We start from the raw sequence: 15,341 nt of genomic DNA, 5'->3' as shown, positions 1-15,341 counted from the left end.
CCGGCGCGGCGTCAGTCCTGGGCCTGGTCTTGGGCCTGGGCCTGGGCCTGGGCCTGGGGTTTGGCCCGTACGTGCATGCGCTCGCCCTGCCTCCCGAAGAGGCTCAGGATCTCGACGGGCCGCCCGTCCGCGCTGCTGAACCAGTGGGGCAGGCGGGTGTCGAACTCGGCGGCCTCGCCGGGCCCGAGGACGAGGTCGTGGTCGGCGAGGACGAGCCGCAGCCGGCCGTTGAGCACGTAGAGCCACTCGTAGCCCTCGTGCGTGCGGTGGTCGGGTTCGGGGCCCCGGTCCGTGATGATCATTTTATAGGCCTGGAGGGGGCCCGGACTCCGGGTCAAGGGGACGAACGTACCGCCGTTGGGCAGCGGGTGGGGCTTCAGCCGGACCCGGGGGTCCCCCACCTCGGGCGCCCCGACGAGGTCGTCGAGGGGGACCCGGTACGCGCCGGCGAGCGGGAGCAGCAGCTCCAGGCTCGGACGGCGCTGCCCGGCCTCCAGGCGGGACAGGGTGCTCTTGGAGATGCCGGTCGCCTCGGAGAGCGCCGCCAGGGTGAGGCCGCGCTGGGCGCGCAGCCGCTTGAGCCGGGGAGCCACCTCGTCGAGGACCGTCTGGTACGGGGCCGGTGTGTCCATGCGGGCATTCCACCCCGGTTTCCCGGAATCGGCAACAGGAGTTGCCGGATCCGTTCCGCCGGACGCACCCTCCTCGGCATGAACGCACCGAAGGATCCCGGACAGCACCACGACCACCCCGGCCACGCCCCGGGCCACGCCCACCGGCACGGCGGCTCCCACACCCAGGGCCACACCCACGGCCACACCCACAACACCGTCGCCGACGACCTCGACTGGGAGCTCCTGGCCACCCACCTGGAGACCGGTGGCGAGCTGCACCTCCCGGCCCACCGCAGCACCGCGGCCCGCCTGCGCGAACTCGTCGGTCCCGACCGTCAGGTCCGGCGCGTCCTCGACATCGGCAGCGGGCCCGGCGTCATGACCTGCGTGTTCGCCGAGGCCTTCCCGGACGCCGAGGTCGTGGCCGTCGACGGCACGCCCGCGCTGCTCGACCGCGCCCTGGCGCGCGCCGAGCGCCTCGGCCTCGCCGGCCGGGTGAGCGTCCGCCACGCCCGGCTGCCCGAGGGCCTGGCCGACGACGCCCTCGGCACGGCGGACCTGGTCTGGAGCAGCAAGGCCGTGCACCACCTCGGCGACCAACAGGGCGCCCTGGACGCCCTGGTCCGCGTGCTGCGCCCCGGCGGGATGCTCGCCGTGGCCGAGGGCGGCCTGCCGATGCGCTTCCTCCCCCGCGACCTCGGCTTCGGCAGGCCGGGGCTGCAGACCCGGCTCGACGCCCTGCAGGAGGACCGGTACCAGGCCATGCGGGCCGGTCTGCCCGGCAGCGTCCCCGTGGTCGAGGACTGGCCGGCGATGCTCCGCCGCGCCGGGCTGACCGGCACGAGGGCCTTCACCACCCTGCTCGACCTGCCCGCCCCCCTGGGCGAGCCGGGCCGGTACTTCCTGCACTCCCAGCTGACGCGGCTGCGGGACGCGTCGGACGGTTCCCTGGACGCTCCGGACATGGAGACCCTCGACCGCCTGCTCGACCCGGCCGCGCCGGAGGGCCTCCGGCGGCGCCCCGACGTCTTCCTGTTGTCGGCCGCCACGGTCTTCGCCGGAACGCGTCCGGCCCGATGAAGCCGGAGCCGCCACGGCACGCGGCGCGGTGGGCACTCGCGGGCCTCGGCCTGTCCATGCTGCTGTCCTCGCTCGGCGCCGGCATCGCCAACGTCGCCCTACCGGCCCTCGCGCAGGCGTTCGACGCCTCCTTCCAGGCGGTGCAGTGGATCGTCCTCGCATACCTGCTCGCCGTCACCACCCTGATCGTCAGCGTCGGACGGCTCGGTGACCTCATCGGGCGGCGGCGGCTGTTGCTGGCGGGCATCCTGCTGTTCACCGGGGCCTCGGTCCTGTGCGGGGTCGCGCCCGGCCTGTGGCTGCTGATCGCCGCCCGGGCGGCGCAGGGCCTGGGAGCGGCCGTCATGATGGCCCTGACCATGGCCTTCGTCGGCGAGACGGTCCCCGAGGAGGCCACCGGCCGGGCCATGGGGCTGCTCGGCACCACCTCGGCGATCGGCACCGCCCTGGGCCCGTCGCTGGGCGGAGTGCTGCTCGCCGGACCCGGCTGGCGGGCGGTCTTCCTCGTCAACGTGCCGCTCGGCGTCCTCACGTTCCTCCTGGCGCGGCGGCACCTGCCCGCCGACCGTCGCGAGTCCCGGGCGGGGCGGGCCCGCTTCGACCGGCTGGGCACCCTGCTGCTGGCGGCGACCCTGGGCGCGTACGCGCTCGCCCTGACCCGGGGCGGCGGCTCCTTCGGCCCGCTCACGCTCCTCCTGCTGGCGGGCGCCGGCTGCGGGGCCGTGGTCTTCGTACGCGTCGAGGCGCGGGCGGCCTCGCCGCTGATCCGGCCGGCGGCGTTCCGCGATCCGGTGCTGAGCACGAGCCTCGCCATGAGCGCGCTCGTCTCCACGGTGATGATGTCGACGCTGGTGGTCGGCCCGTTCTACCTCTCGCGCACGCTCGGGCTCGGCACGGCGCTCGTCGGACTCGTCCTGTCGGCGGGGCCGTTGGTCGCCGCGACGGCCGGTGTGCCGGCCGGCCGCCTCGTGGACCGGTTCGGCGCGCGGCGGACGACGTTCGCCGGGCTCATCACCATGGCGGCCGGCGCCGGCCTCCTGTCGTTGCTGCCCGCCCGGTTGGGCATACCCGGCTACGTGGGCCCGCTCGCGGTCGTCACCCTCGGCTACGCGGTGTTCCAGACGGCCAACAACACCGCCGTCATGGCGGAGGTCCACCCGGACCGGCGGGGCGTCGTCTCCGGCCTGCTCAACCTGTCGCGCAACCTCGGGCTCGTCACCGGAGCCTCGGTCATGGGCGCCGTGTTCGCCCTCGCCTCGTCGGCGGCGGACGTCTCGACGGCGGGCCCGGAAGCCGTCGCCACCGGAACGCGGACCACCTTCGCGGTCGCCACCGCCCTGATCACGACCGCCCTCGCCCTCGCCGCGTACGGCCGCTCCCTCGCCGGCCGACGGGCCGCGGGCGTGCCGGACGGAGCGGGCCTGACCGGGTGAACGGGACCGAACCGCGGCCGCGCACGGACCTCCATCCGCGCCGGCGCCGGTCGCCGGGGCCGCGGTTCACGCCCCGCCGACCGGGCCGGGCGGCCCGGTGTCACGGTGTCGGGCGGCCCGCTTCCAGGTACAGCGGGTGGCCCCGCTCGCGGGCGCGCAGGGCCCAGCGCAGCCGCTCGTAGCGCTGCGGAGGCAACAGCCCGGCGGCCTCGGTCTCGGTGACGAACCGCCAAGCGCGCAGCTCCGGTCCCGGCAGCCGCAGGCGCGCCGTGTCCGCCTCCGTCAGCCGGCCGCCGTCGAACAGCAGCCGCAGGCCACCGTAGGCGGGTGAGCGGGGCGGCTCCCAGTCGACCACGAGCAGCCCCGGGACCCGGTCCAGCGTCAGGCCCAGCTCCTCCTCGACCTCCCGTACGCCCCCGCACGCCGGCGCCTCTCCCGCCTCGACCACGCCGCCGGGGAACTCCCAGCCCGGCTTGTACGTCGGATCCACCAGGAGCACCCGGTCCTGGTCGTCGAAGAGCAGCACCCCCGCGGCCACCGTCTCCCGCGTCGGCTCCGGGGTCTGCACGATGTCGCAGATCCCCGCCGCGTCGCTGCGGACGGCCTCGGCGATCCGCTCGGCGGTCTCCCGTACCGTCAGCGGGCCGTTGTCGATGACGTGCGCGTCGGCGGTGAGCCAGCCCAGCGCCTGCCGGTACACCGGGATGTGGTCGTACGCCCAGGTCTTGTCCCGGGGGTCCGCCGGTTCGGGCTCCGCCTCCTGACGCCGCGCGATGCGCTCCCGCAGGATCGTTTCCGCCGGGGCCAGGAGCACGTGTCGCACCGGTATCCGGCGCGCGGCCAGGCCACCGAAGATCTCGTCGCGGTACTCCTGGCGCAGCAGTGTCATCGGCACCACCAGCACCCCGCCCAGCTCCGCGAGCATCGCCGCGGCCGCGTCCACGACGAGCCGTCGCCAGCTCGGCAGGTCCTGGTAGTCGCAGACCTCGGCCAGGCGTTTGTGCGGCAGGAGCCGACGCAGCGCGTCGCCCACGACCTCCGGGTCGTACAGGGTGCCGTCGGGCAGGAGCCCGGCCAGTTCGCGCGCCGTGCTGGTCTTCCCGGCACCGAACGTGCCGTTGATCCAGACAATCACGTCTACCCCTCTCCCCATGGCTCGCCTCCGAAGCCCCCTGAGGCTTGCCCGCACCACCCTGCCACGGAAACCCGCTCACCGGCCGAGTGCTTATCCTCAGGGTCAGCTGCGGGATCGAAGCCCCGCCGCCGTCACTTCCGGAGGTTCCCCGCCGTGCCGCAGACCCGCCAGCCGTCCGAGCCCCGCTACGGCAACCGGCCGACCATGAAGGACGTGGCGGCCCGGGCGGGCGTGGGCCTGAAGACGGTCTCACGGGTCGTCAACGGCGAGCCGGGGGTCACCCCCGACACGGAGCAGCGGGTCCGGGAGGCCATCGAGGCCCTCGGCTTCCGCCGCAACGACAGCGCGCGCGTGCTGCGCAAGGGCCGCACCGCGACCGTGGGCCTGGTCCTGGAGGACCTCGCCGACCCCTTCTACGGTCCCCTCAACCGGGCCGTGGAGGAGGTGGCCCGGACGCACGGCGCCCTGCTCATCAACGGCTCCAGCGCCGAGGACCCGGACCGCGAGAAGGAGTTGGCGCTCGCGCTGTGCGCCCGCCGCGTGGACGGGCTGATCGTGATCCCGGCCGGGGAGGACCACCGCTACCTGGAGCCCGAGATCCGCGCGGGCGTGGCCACGGTGTTCGTGGACCGTCCGGCCGGCCGGATCGAGGCGGACGTCGTCCTCTCCGACAACTTCGGCGGCGCCCTGGGCGGGGTGGCCCACCTGATCGCCGGCGGGCACCGGCGGATCGGGTTCATCGGCGACAACCCCCGCATCCACACCGCCACGGAACGTCTGCGCGGCTACCGCGAGGCCATGGGCCGGGCGGGCCTGCCGGTGGCCGAGGCGTGGGTGTCGCTCGGCGCGACGGCCCCCGGCCGGGTGACGGCGGCGACCCGGTCGATGCTGGAGGGACCCGATGCGGTGACGGCGGTCTTCGCGGGCAACAACCGGGTGACCGTGACGGTGGTCCGCGTCCTGGCCGAGCGCCCGCGCCCGGTGGCGCTGGTCGGCTTCGACGACTTCGAGCTGGCCGACCTGCTGCGCCCGGGCGTCACGGTGGTGGCCCAGGACGCGGCGGCCCTGGGCCGGGTGGCCACCGACCGGCTCTTCCAGCGGCTGGCCGGCGCCACCCTGCCCCCGTCCCGCTTCGAACTCCCCACCCGCCTGATCCCCCGCGGCTCGGGCGAACTCCCACCGGTCTACTGAGCCCCGAGCAGCGGCGCCAGGGCGTGGTCGATCCCCAGGAGGACCGCCTGGCCGGCCAGTGCGGGCGCCTCCTGGAGGCTCCAGGTCCGGCAACGTCGTCAGACGCCGGGCGAGTGCGGCACCGGGCGCGTCCGGCGGCTGCGGCCGTTCCCCTCACCGGGCCGGTCGCGCAGGGAACGGGCGCAGGCGACCCGCTCCGCCTGCCGGAGGGGCGTCCCGCCGGCCCCGTCGAGGTCGGAACGCCGGCCGCGTTGACGAAGCGGTCGCACTTCTGCGCGATGTCCGCGAGCCTGCGGGGCTTGTCCCGCACGCTCGGCATCCCCGGCGGCGGGCGGTCAGGCGGTCGCCGTCAGGGTGGCCGAGCGGCGGGGGATGGCGAAGGCGTCGAGTTCGGCGCGGGTCAGGCCCGTCAGGGCGGTGACCTCGTCGGCGCCGACCGCGCCGCAGTCCAGGCCGCGGACCAGGTAGCCGGCCAGGGCCTTCGCGGTGGCGGGCTCGTCCATCACGTCGCCCTCGATCTTGGCCACGTACGCCTTGAGGCGCGCCGCCGCGGCTTCCAGGCCCTCGCGGTAGAACGTGAACACCGCGGCGTAGCGGGTCGGGAGGTGGCCGGGGTGCATGTCCCAGCCCTGGTAGTAGGCGCGGGCCAGGGCGCGGCGGGTGAGGCCGTAGTGGAGCTTCCAGGCCTCGTGGACCTTGTCGGTGGTGCCGATCGGCAGGACGTTCGTCGAGCCGTCGGACACGCGTACGCCGGTGCCGGCGGCCGCGACCTGCATGATCGCCTTGGCGTGGTCGGCCGCCGGGTGGTCGCTGGCCTGGTACGCGGCCGAGACACCGACGCAGGCGCTGTAGTCGAAGGTGCCGTAGTGCAGGCCGGTTGCGCGGCCCTTGGCGGCCTCGATCATCCGGGCGACGGTGGCGGTGCCGTCCGAGGCCAGGATGGACTGGCTGGTCTCGATCTGGATCTCGAAGCCGATCCGGCCGGGGCGCAGGCCGCGGCTGGTCTCGAAGGCCTCCAGCAGCTTGACGAAGGCGCTGACCTGCTCGGCGTAGGTGACCTTGGGGAGGGTCAGCACGAGGCCCTCGGGGAGGCCGCCGTGCTCCAGGAGGCCGGAGAGGAAGACGTCCGTGGTGCGGATGCCGCGGTCGCGGACGTTGGACTCCATGCACTTCATGCGGATGCCCATGTACGGGGCGTTGGTGCCGTTGGCGAAGGCCTCCGAGACGAGGCGGGCGGCGCGCGCCGCGGCCTGGTCCTCCTCCTCGTCGGAGCGGACGCCGAAGCCGTCCTCGAAGTCCACGCGGAGGTCCTCGATGGGCTCGGAGGCGAGCTTGGCGCGGACGCGGTCGTAGACGGGAACGGCCAGTTCGTCGGAGATGCCGAGCACCTTGGCGAAGGTGGCGGCGTCCGGGGCGTGCTCGCCGAGGGCCGCCAGGGCCTGGTCGCCCCAGGAGCGGATGGTGTCGGCGGCGAAGACGTCACCGGGCACGTAGACGGTGTGGATGGGCTGACGGGTGCCGGGGTCGCCCGGGTAGTGACGCGCGAGTTCCGCGTCCACCGGCGCCAGGGAGGCGCTGATGCCCTCGCTGACCGCGCCTGCGAGGCTCGTCGCCACCTTCTCCTGCTGACCCATCGTGCACTCTCCTCTTTTCCGCTTCACGGAAGCTTAGATCCGCATAGCAGAATTTATCCACGGGGTTCCGCTCCGTCAATGGTGCCTCCGCCGTCCTGGACAAACGACTCGGGGCCGTGCGGTGACAATCACCACACGGCCCCGGAGGCGGAGAGTACGCAGGTCAGCGAGTGACCCGGGGGTTAGCCCTTGCGCGCCTTGATCTCGCCGGTCAGCTGCGGGACGACCTCGAAGAGGTCGCCGACCACGCCGTAGTCGACCAGGTCGAAGATCGGGGCCTCGGCGTCCTTGTTGATGGCCACGATGGTCTTCGAGGTCTGCATGCCGGCGCGGTGCTGGATCGCGCCGGAGATGCCGGAGGCGATGTACAGCTGCGGGGAGACCGACTTGCCGGTCTGGCCGACCTGGTTGGAGTGCGGGTACCAGCCGGCGTCCACGGCGGCGCGGGAGGCGCCGACCGCCGCACCGAGGGAGTCCGCGAGGTCCTCGATGATGTGGAAGTTCTCCGCGCCGTTGACGCCACGGCCGCCGGAGACGACGATCGCGGCCTCGGTCAGCTCCGGACGGCCGGTCGACTCGCGCGGGGTGCGCGAGGTGACCTTGGTGCCGGTGGCCAGGGCGCCGAAGGTGACGGCGAGCGCCTCGACGGCGCCGGCGGCCGGAGCGGCCTCGACCGGGGCCGAGTTCGGCTTCACGGTGATGACCGGGGTGCCCTTGGAGACGCGGGACTTGGTGGTGAACGACGCGGCGAAGGCGGCCTGCGTCGCGACCGGACCCTCGTCACCGGCCTCCAGGTCGATGGCGTCCGTGATGATGCCCGAGCCGATGCGCACGGCGAGGCGGGCGGCGATCTCCTTGCCCTCGGCGGAGGACGGGACGAGCACGGCGGCCGGGGAGACGGCGTCGTACGCGGCCTGGAGCGCGTCCACCTTCGGTACGACGAGGTACTCGGTGAACTCGGGGGCGTCGGCGGTGAGGACCTTGACCGCACCGTGCTCGGCGAGCACGGCGGCGGTGGCCTCGGCACCGGCGCCGAGGGCGACGGCGACGGGCTCGCCGATGCGGCGGGCCAGCGTCAGCAGCTCGAGGGTGGGCTTGCGGACGGCGCCGTCCACGTGGTCGACGTAGACGAGAACTTCAGCCATGGGACTGCTCTCCTGCGATTGCGAAGTGTCTGGGGGCTACTAAGGGGGCTGAAGTTCTTAGATGAACTTCTGGCCGGCCAGGAACTCGGCCAGCTGCTTGCCGCCCTCGCCCTCGTCCTTGACGATCGTGCCGGCGGTGCGGGCCGGACGCTGCGCCGCGGAGTCGACCGCGGTCCAGGAGCCTTCGAGACCGACCTCTTCGGCCTCGATGTCCAGCTCGTCCAGGTCCCAGGACTCCACCGGCTTCTTCTTGGCGGCCATGATGCCCTTGAAGGACGGGTAGCGGGCCTCACCGGACTGGTCGGTCACGGAGACGACGGCGGGGAGGGAGGCCTCGAGCTGCTCGCTCGCGGAGTCACCGTCGCGACGGCCGGTCACGGTGCCGTCCTCGACCTTGACCTCGGAGAGCAGCGTGACCTGCGGGACGCCCAGGCGCTCGGCCAGGATCGCCGGGAGGACACCCATGGTGCCGTCCGTCGACGCCATGCCGGTGATGACCAGGTCGTAGCCGGCCTTCTCGATCGCCTTGGCGAGCACCAGGGAGGTGCCCATGACGTCGCTGCCGTGCAGGTCGTCGTCCTCGACGTGGATGGCCTTGTCGGCGCCCATCGACAGCGCCTTGCGCAGCGCGTCCTTGGCGTCCTCGGGGCCCACCGTCAGAACGGTGATCTCGGCGTCGTCCGCCTCGTCGGCGATCTGCAGCGCCTGCTCGACGGCGTACTCGTCGAGCTCCGACAGCAGGCCGTCGACGTCGTCGCGGTCCACGGTCAGGTCATCGGCGAAGTGCCGGTCACCGGTGGCGTCGGGCACGTACTTCACACAGACAACGATCCTCAGGCTCACGCCGACTCTCCTACCGCATCGTCTTTTACTGGTACCGCCTTGTGCAGGCAGCATAGGCGCCTTGTGGGGCGGATCCCGGTCGGGGCGGCCCGCGCTCCGAAGGGAATGTTACTCGTCAGTACACAACGGGTCCTCCCCGGAGGCAAGGCCACTGAACTGTGATCTGGCCAACGCCGCCCGAACCCACCCCAGCAGGGACGATTCAGTCGCGCAACGCGTTGAAGCGTCCCTGGTGGTACAGCAGCGGCCGGCCCTCGCCCGCCGGGTCCCCGGCCACCGCTTCCGCGATGATCACACGATGCTCACCGGCTGGCACCCTGGCCACCACCCGGCACACCAGCCACGCCAGCACCCCGTCGAGCAGCGGCACGCCGTGCGGCCCCGCGGCCCAGCCGGTGCCCGGGCCGAAGCGGTCCGCCCCGCTGCGCGCGAAGAGGCCGGCCAGCTCCCGCTGGTGCTCACCGAGTATGTGGACGCCGATGTACTCGCAGTCCCGTACGGCGGGCCAGCTGGAGGAGCCGGTGCCGATGGTGAACGAGAGCAGCGGGGGTTCCGCCGAGACGGAGTTCAGCGAGGTCGCGGTGAATCCGGCGGGCCGGCCGCCGGACTCCGCGGTGATCACGGCGACACCGGCGGCGTGGCGGCGGAAGACCGAGCGCAGCAGCTCCGGCGATCCGGGCCGGGCCGGGCCGCCCCGGGGGCCGGGGGACCCGTCGAGGGCCCCGGCGGGGGCCGCCCGGTCCGCACCGCCGGTGGCGTCGGAGGCGTCAGGGGCGAAAGGTGCGTACGAGGCCGTCGGGAGCGTCGGGGCCGTCATGGGAAGACTTCCTTCTGCCGCGGGGATCGCGGGCGCAGTCGAGGGATCGGGGGCCGGGGGCGTTCAGTGGTCCCGACAGCGCGCGCTCGCGTGGCGGACGAGGTCCACGTGGACCCGCCCGTGGAGCAGGAGTTCATACCGCATGTCGTCAGCCTGGCGATCTCACGTGTACACAGTCAAGCCGCGACGGTCAGATGTCAGGCGCGTCACGCTGCGTGCGGGCGCACGGACCGGCGCGCCCGTCATACCGCGGCCCCCAGGGCCGCGATCACGTCCGCCTTGCGCGGCATCCCCGCCGCACGCCGGACGATCCGCCCGGCGGAGTCCAGGACGAGCACGGTCGGGGTCTTCTCGATGCCGAGGGCCCGCACCAGGGGGAGGTTGCGCTCGGCGTCGATCTCGATGTGCGCGACCCCGTCGACCATGGCGGCGACCTCGGAGAGGATCCGCCGGGTGGCCCGGCAGGGCTGGCAGAAGGCGCTGGAGAACTGGACCAGACTCGCCCGCTCCCCCGGCTCCTCCCCCAGCTCGGCGGCGCCCAGCGGGCCCTGTCCGCCCGCGCCCCGACCACCCTGTTCGCGCCCCTGCACGCCCGCTCCCGTCCGCCCCGTCCGTATGTACGTACGCTGATCGCAGCACTCGTCCGTCGCCGCGCATTCCCCGCGTGACGAGAATCTCCCCGGGCGCGGGCGTCTGGGCTGGCCAGCGCGCCGCGTTTGGGGCACCATCCCCATGGTCGCGTACCTACGCTTCCGTAACTTCCGGCCGGGAGCACCTCCCCAGGCAGAAAGCGGGGTCTCCCCACCATGGCTGAGCTCGTCTACCCCCCAGTGATCGGCGCCGCGCACACCCTCTTCCGTGCGCTGGACATCCGCATCGACATGAAGGGCACCGAGAACATCCCGCGCAAGGGTGGGGCGGTCCTGGTGTCGAACCACATCGGGTACCTCGACTTCATCTTCGCGGGCCTGACCGCGCGGCCGCAGAAGCGCCTGGTCCGCTTCATGGCCAAGGAGTCGGTGTTCCGGCACAAGGTGTCCGGCCCCCTGATGCGCGCGATGAAGCACATCCCGGTGGACCGCAAGCAGGGTGAGGACGCCTACCAGCGCGCGCTGGACTCGCTGCGCTCCGGCGAGATCATCGGGGTGTTCCCGGAGGCGACGATCTCCCAGTCCTTCACCCTCAAGAGCTTCAAGTCCGGTGCCGCGCGCATGGCGCAGGAGGCCGGTGTCCCGCTGATCCCGGTCGCGCTGTGGGGTACCCAGCGGCTGTGGACCAAGGGCCGGCCCAAGGACCTCAAGCGCAGCCACATCCCGGTGACGATGCGCGTCGGCGAGCCCCTGGAGGCCCCGGCCGACCAGTACGCGGGCGCCATCACGCGCCGTCTGCGCGAGCGCGTGCAGGAGCTGCTGGACGCCGCGCAGGCCGCCTACCCGGCCAAGCCCAAGGGTCCCGAGGACTCCTGGTGGCTGCCCGCGCACCTCGGCGGCACGGCCCCGACGGCGGCGCAGGTCAAGGAAGCCGGCTGACCCACCTCCCGGCGGGGGCGGTCCACCGGGGCGCTCCGGCCGCGCACGCGCCGTCGGCCGGCTCACTCCCCGTGCCGATGTTCGAGCCCACCGGGCGCCCCCCGAGGATCCTTCCGCCCTTCACCCGTCCGGCGTAACGTCCTGATCACGCAGCACGTGACCGGGACGCGGAGGGGGTTCGCCGGTGGGCGGGTTCGGGCGGTATCTGGCAGGGGCACTCGCCGCTCGCTTCGCCTCCGAGGGCATGGGCATGGGCGTGGTGCTGCTGGCCCTGGAGCGGACGGGGAGCGCCGCGCACGGGGCGTTCGTACTGACGGCCTGGATGGCCCCGCACGTGCTGGCCGCGCCGCTGGCGGGCGCCGCCGCGGCGCGGGCGCGCCGGCCCCGGCTGTTCTACGCGGGCGCGCTGGCCGGTTTCACGGCCGCCGTGGCGGCCCTGGCGGCGCTGCTGGGCCGGGCCCCGGTGCCGGTGGTGATCGCGGTGGCGGTACTGGGCGGTTCCTGCGGGCCGGTGGTGACGGGCGGGCTGTCGAGCCTGGTGGCGGGGCTGGTCCCGCAGGGCCCGGGGCGCGACCGGGCGTACGGCTGGGACGCCTCCACGTACAACGCGGCCTCGGTCACGGCCCCGGCGGCGGTCGGCCTGGCCGGGGCGATGGTCTCGGCGGGGCCCGCGATGGGGGTGCTGGCGGTCTCCGCGGCACTGGCGGCGGCCCTGGCCGCGTCCCTGCCGTACGAGGGGCCGAACGGGAGCCCCCGGGGGGACGCGTACGAGGGTCCGGGCGCGGGCCCGCCGGGCAAGGCGCCCAGGGCCGGTCTGGGCGCGGGGCTGGCCACGCTGTGGCGGGTCCGGGAGCTGCGGGCGATCACCTCGGCGACGACACTGGCCTTCGTCGGTGTCGGGGCGCTGACCACCACCTCGGTGCTGCTGGCCCGCGGGCTCGGCCGGCCCGGCGCGGGCGGGGTGTTGATGACGGCCTTCGCGGTGGGTGCGCTGGCCGGGTCGCTGACGTTGGGCCGGCTGACGTCGGTGGCGCCGGGCCGGCTGGCCCGCTGGGCCATGGCGGGGACGGGGGCCGCTCTCGGGGTGGCGGCGTTCGCGCCGTCGGTCGCGCTGACGGCGGCCGCGTTCGCGGCGGCGGGGGTGTGCGACGGGCCGCTTCTGACGGCCACGCTGCGGATCCGCTCGGAGCACGCCCCGGGCGCGGTGCGGGCCCAGGTGTTCACCCTGGGGGCGGGGCTGAAGGTGACGGCGGCTTCGTCGGGTGCCGCCCTGGTCGGGCTGGCCGCCGGTGCGCCTCCGTGGACGCTGCTGCTCGGGATCGCCGTGCTGCAGCTCGCGGCCGCCGCACTGCACCTGCTGGTGTCGGCGCGCGGGCGGGTGGCACGGGTCCCGGCTACAGGGCGGCCGGCAGCTTCCGCCACAGCTCCTGCCGGTCGGCGGACTCCCGGAGGGCCTTGAGCGCGGCGGGGTGCGGGGCCGCGTGGAGCTCGGGGTAGTCGACCTCGCCGAGTTCCGGGCGCACGGGGAAGGCGAGCCGCTCGTGGTCGAGGGTGAACCGGGCGTCGACACCGGGCTTGTTGCCCCGGGGGTCGACGCGGGCCCAGCGTTCGCCGCCGGGCAGCCGCAGGGCCACCAGGCCGTGGACCACCGCACGGGAGCCGTCGTCGTCGGCGAGCAGCTGGTAGCAGAGGCCCGCGGGGATCCCCTGGGCGCGCAGCAGGGCGACGAGGGCGTGGGATTTGGCGTAGCAGATGCCGTTGCGCGTGCCCAGCACGTCGGAGGCGCGCCAGGAGACCCGCGTGTCCCCGGAGTCGGCGGAGTGCGGGATCGTGTCGCGGACGAATTCGAAGGCGGCTTCGGCGTATGAATATGCGTCGCCGGTGGCGATCCAGAGGACGTCGGCGGTTTCTTGCACCAGGGGATGCCAGTGGTCGATGGCTTCGTCGGACGCCAAATAGGCGTGGATATCCGGGTCCTGCTGGATGAGTTCCATGATCCGCAGCATAGGCATGCCTCCGACCGCAGATCAATAGATTTGCGGTCGGAGGCATATGTATTCAGTTTTGTGCGGGGAGGTGGCTACCGGGCCAGCTCCTCCTTGAGCGCCTGGAGGAAGCCGTCGACGTCCTCCTCCTGGGTGTCGAAGCCGCACATCCAGCGGACGTCACCGGCCGCCTCGTCCCAGAAGTAGAAGCGGTAGCGCTGCTGGAGCCGGCGCGTGACCTCGTGCGGGAGCCGCGCGAAGACGGCGTTGGCCTGCACCGGGTAGAGGATCTCCACCCCGTCGGTCTCGCGCACACCGGCCGCGAGCCGCTGCGCCATCGCGTTGCCGTGGCGGGCGTTGCGCAGCCACAGGTCCTTCGCGAGCAGCGCTTCCAGCTGCACCGAGACGAACCGCATCTTGGAGGCGAGCTGCATCGACATCTTGCGGATGTGCTTCATCTGCCGGACCGCGTCCGGGTTCAGCACCACCACGGCCTCGCCGAACATCATGCCGTTCTTCGTGCCGCCGTACGACAGCACGTCCACGCCGACCGCGTTGGTGAAGGTGCGCATCGGCACGTCGAGCGAGGCCGCGGCGTTGGCTATCCGGGCACCGTCGAGGTGCACCTTCATGCCGAGGCCGTGCGCGTGCTCGCAGATCGCCCTGATCTCGTCCGGGGTGTAGACCGTGCCGAGCTCGGTGTTCTGCGTGATCGAGACGACCTGGGGCATCGCCCGGTGCTCGTCCTCGAAGCCCCAGGCCTCCTGGTCGATCAGCTCCGGGGTGAGCTTGCCGTCCGGCGTCGGTACGGCGAGCAGCTTGATGCCCGCCATCCGCTCGGGCGCGCCGCCCTCGTCCACGTTGATGTGGGCGGTCTTGGCGCAGATCACCGCGCCCCAGCGGTCGGTCATGGCCTGGAGGGCCGTGACGTTGGCGCCGGTGCCGTTGAAGACCGGGAAGGCCTGCGCGGACGGCCCGAAGTGACTGCGGAAGATCTTCTGCAGGTGTTCGGTGTACTCGTCCTCGCCGTAGGAGACCTGGTGGCCACCGTTGGCGAGCGCGACGGCGGCGAGCACCTCGGGGTGCACGCCCGCGTAGTTGTCGCTGGCGAATCCGCGCACGGCCGGGTCGTGGTGACGCCGGGCGTCGGTCTTGCCGGTCTCGGTCCTCACGGTTGCGGGGTGAGCCACAGACGCTGTCCGTTCACTTCGGAGGCGGGCCGCTCCCACACGCCGGCGATGGCCTCGGCCAGCTCCTTGACGTCGGTGAAGCCCGCGAACTTCGCATTGGGACGCTCGGCGCGCATCGCGTCGTGCACCAGTGCCTTGATGACCAGGATCGCAGCCGCGGCGCTCGGACCGTCCTCGCCCCCGGCCTTGCGGAAGGAATCCGCCATGGCCAGGGTCCAGGCCTCGGCGGCCGCCTTGCCCGCGTTGTACGCGGCGTTGTTGGCGACCGGCTTGTGCGCGCCGGACTGGCTGATCAGCACGTAGCGTCCACGGTCGCTGCGCAGCAGGCCGTCGTGGAAGGCGAGCGAGGTGTGCTGGACGGTGCGGATGAGGAGCTTCTCCAGGAAGCCCCAGTCCGCGAGGTCCACGTCGGTGAAGGTCTTGCTGCCGCGCCAGCCGCCGACCAAGTGGACGACGCCGTCGATCCGGCCGAACTCCTTCTCCGTGCGCTCGGCCCAGGCCTTGGTGGCCTCCAGGTCGAGCAGGTCGACGGTGTCGCCGGTGACGGTCGCGCCGCCGTGGGCGTAGCGGGCCGCGTCGACGGCCTCCGCGAGCCGTGCCGCGTCCGCGTCGGCGGCGACCACGGTGGCGCCCGCCTCGGCCAGGCGGAGCAGGGTGGCGCGGCCGGCGGGGCCGGCGGCCCCGGCCACCGCCACCACCGCTCCACGGAGCGCGCCGTTGCCGTTCCCGGAGCCGTTCATCTGTG

General features: G+C 73.5%; 15 protein-coding genes. 5 read left to right on the top strand and 10 right to left on the bottom strand.

Going from position 1 to position 15,341, the window contains the following annotated elements:
• Nucleotides 1–11: 11 nt before the first annotated feature.
• Nucleotides 12–632, bottom strand: coding sequence for a helix-turn-helix domain-containing protein (locus OG295_RS31620; protein WP_371680027.1), 621 nt, complete (start codon nt 630–632; stop codon nt 12–14).
• Nucleotides 633–710: 78 nt separating this feature from the next.
• Between OG295_RS31620 and OG295_RS31615 the strand changes: the two genes are divergently transcribed.
• Nucleotides 711–1,694, top strand: a complete 984-nt coding sequence (locus OG295_RS31615) for a trans-aconitate 2-methyltransferase (RefSeq protein ID WP_371680026.1) — start codon at nt 711–713, stop codon at nt 1,692–1,694.
• Nucleotides 1,691–3,127: an MFS transporter gene (locus OG295_RS31610; RefSeq protein WP_371680025.1), complete on the top strand. Its 1,437-nt coding sequence runs from the start codon at nt 1,691–1,693 to the stop codon at nt 3,125–3,127. Before OG295_RS31615 ends, OG295_RS31610 begins: the two co-directional genes overlap by 4 nt.
• 100 nt (nt 3,128–3,227) lie before the next feature.
• On the opposite strand, the gene OG295_RS31605 is transcribed toward OG295_RS31610, so the two are convergent.
• Nucleotides 3,228–4,262 (bottom strand): NUDIX domain-containing protein, encoded by a 1,035-nt coding sequence (locus OG295_RS31605; protein WP_371680024.1) that lies wholly within the window; start codon nt 4,260–4,262, stop codon nt 3,228–3,230.
• 204 nt (nt 4,263–4,466) lie between these two features.
• Here OG295_RS31605 and OG295_RS31600 point away from each other — a divergent pair, with 204 nt between their 5' ends.
• Nucleotides 4,467–5,453, top strand: a complete 987-nt coding sequence (locus tag OG295_RS31600) for a LacI family DNA-binding transcriptional regulator (protein WP_371681367.1) — start codon at nt 4,467–4,469, stop codon at nt 5,451–5,453.
• Nucleotides 5,454–5,788: 335 nt separating this feature from the next.
• Here the strand turns inward: OG295_RS31600 and OG295_RS31595 are convergent, their stop codons facing one another.
• The 5 genes from OG295_RS31595 to OG295_RS31575 form a co-directional block, all read right to left on the bottom strand.
• Nucleotides 5,789–7,087 carry an aldolase gene (locus tag OG295_RS31595; RefSeq protein WP_371680023.1) on the bottom strand — a complete coding sequence of 433 codons (1,299 nt, stop codon included), beginning with the start codon at nt 7,085–7,087 and terminating at the stop codon, nt 5,789–5,791.
• A 182-nt stretch (nt 7,088–7,269) separates the two neighbouring features.
• A complete protein-coding gene (locus tag OG295_RS31590) occupies nt 7,270–8,232 on the bottom strand; it encodes an electron transfer flavoprotein subunit alpha/FixB family protein (protein WP_266837143.1) in 963 nt (320 codons plus the stop codon).
• A 57-nt stretch (nt 8,233–8,289) separates the two neighbouring features.
• Entirely contained in the window at nt 8,290–9,075 is a 786-nt protein-coding gene (locus tag OG295_RS31585; protein WP_030232828.1) for an electron transfer flavoprotein subunit beta/FixA family protein, read from the bottom strand.
• Between the two features lie 202 nt (nt 9,076–9,277).
• A complete protein-coding gene (locus OG295_RS31580; RefSeq protein WP_371681366.1) occupies nt 9,278–9,919 on the bottom strand; it encodes a flavin reductase family protein in 642 nt (213 codons plus the stop codon).
• A 215-nt stretch (nt 9,920–10,134) separates the two neighbouring features.
• Nucleotides 10,135–10,482 (bottom strand): thioredoxin family protein, encoded by a 348-nt coding sequence (locus tag OG295_RS31575; RefSeq protein WP_371680022.1) that lies wholly within the window; start codon nt 10,480–10,482, stop codon nt 10,135–10,137.
• A 216-nt stretch (nt 10,483–10,698) separates the two neighbouring features.
• Between OG295_RS31575 and OG295_RS31570 the strand changes: the two genes are divergently transcribed.
• Together OG295_RS31570 and OG295_RS31565 are read left to right on the top strand one after the other, a co-directional pair.
• Nucleotides 10,699–11,421 (top strand): lysophospholipid acyltransferase family protein, encoded by a 723-nt coding sequence (locus OG295_RS31570; protein WP_371680021.1) that lies wholly within the window; start codon nt 10,699–10,701, stop codon nt 11,419–11,421.
• A 184-nt stretch (nt 11,422–11,605) separates the two neighbouring features.
• Entirely contained in the window at nt 11,606–12,880 is a 1,275-nt protein-coding gene (locus OG295_RS31565) for an MFS transporter (RefSeq protein WP_371680020.1), read from the top strand.
• Here the strand turns inward: OG295_RS31565 and OG295_RS31560 are convergent.
• The 3 genes from OG295_RS31560 to OG295_RS31550 all read right to left on the bottom strand — a co-directional run bounded on the left by OG295_RS31560 (nt 12,816) and on the right by OG295_RS31550 (nt 15,336).
• On the bottom strand, nt 12,816–13,415 hold the full coding sequence (locus tag OG295_RS31560) for a transglutaminase family protein (RefSeq protein WP_371680019.1): 600 nt from the start codon (nt 13,413–13,415) through the stop codon (nt 12,816–12,818). The two genes, OG295_RS31565 and OG295_RS31560, sit on opposite strands and share 65 nt — an antisense overlap.
• 86 nt (nt 13,416–13,501) lie before the next feature.
• Nucleotides 13,502–14,596 (bottom strand): low specificity L-threonine aldolase, encoded by a 1,095-nt coding sequence (locus OG295_RS31555; RefSeq protein ID WP_371680018.1) that lies wholly within the window; start codon nt 14,594–14,596, stop codon nt 13,502–13,504.
• Nucleotides 14,575–15,336: an SDR family NAD(P)-dependent oxidoreductase gene (locus OG295_RS31550; protein WP_371680017.1), complete on the bottom strand. Its 762-nt coding sequence runs from the start codon at nt 15,334–15,336 to the stop codon at nt 14,575–14,577. Before OG295_RS31550 ends, OG295_RS31555 begins: the two co-directional genes overlap by 22 nt.
• Nucleotides 15,337–15,341 lie beyond the last annotated feature (5 nt).

It is taken from the genome of Streptomyces sp. NBC_01276, from assembly GCF_041435355.1.
Lineage (GTDB): Bacteria > Actinomycetota > Actinomycetes > Streptomycetales > Streptomycetaceae > Streptomyces.
The sequence above is the reverse complement of the archived record's forward strand: the minus strand, read 5'-3'. Positions and strand labels throughout refer to the sequence as shown.

Coding starts and splice junctions, on each gene's coding strand:
- OG295_RS31620 (WP_371680027.1), bottom strand. CDS start 632: ATGGACACACCGGCCCCGTACCAGACGGTCCTCGACGAGGTGGCTCCC.
- OG295_RS31570 (WP_371680021.1), top strand. CDS start 10,699: ATGGCTGAGCTCGTCTACCCCCCAGTGATCGGCGCCGCGCACACCCTC.
- OG295_RS31610 (WP_371680025.1), top strand. CDS start 1,691: ATGAAGCCGGAGCCGCCACGGCACGCGGCGCGGTGGGCACTCGCGGGC.
- OG295_RS31550 (WP_371680017.1), bottom strand. CDS start 15,336: ATGAACGGCTCCGGGAACGGCAACGGCGCGCTCCGTGGAGCGGTGGTG.
- OG295_RS31600 (WP_371681367.1), top strand. CDS start 4,467: ATGAAGGACGTGGCGGCCCGGGCGGGCGTGGGCCTGAAGACGGTCTCA.
- OG295_RS31560 (WP_371680019.1), bottom strand. CDS start 13,415: ATGGAACTCATCCAGCAGGACCCGGATATCCACGCCTATTTGGCGTCC.
- OG295_RS31590 (WP_266837143.1), bottom strand. CDS start 8,232: ATGGCTGAAGTTCTCGTCTACGTCGACCACGTGGACGGCGCCGTCCGC.
- OG295_RS31595 (WP_371680023.1), bottom strand. CDS start 7,087: ATGGGTCAGCAGGAGAAGGTGGCGACGAGCCTCGCAGGCGCGGTCAGC.
- OG295_RS31615 (WP_371680026.1), top strand. CDS start 711: ATGAACGCACCGAAGGATCCCGGACAGCACCACGACCACCCCGGCCAC.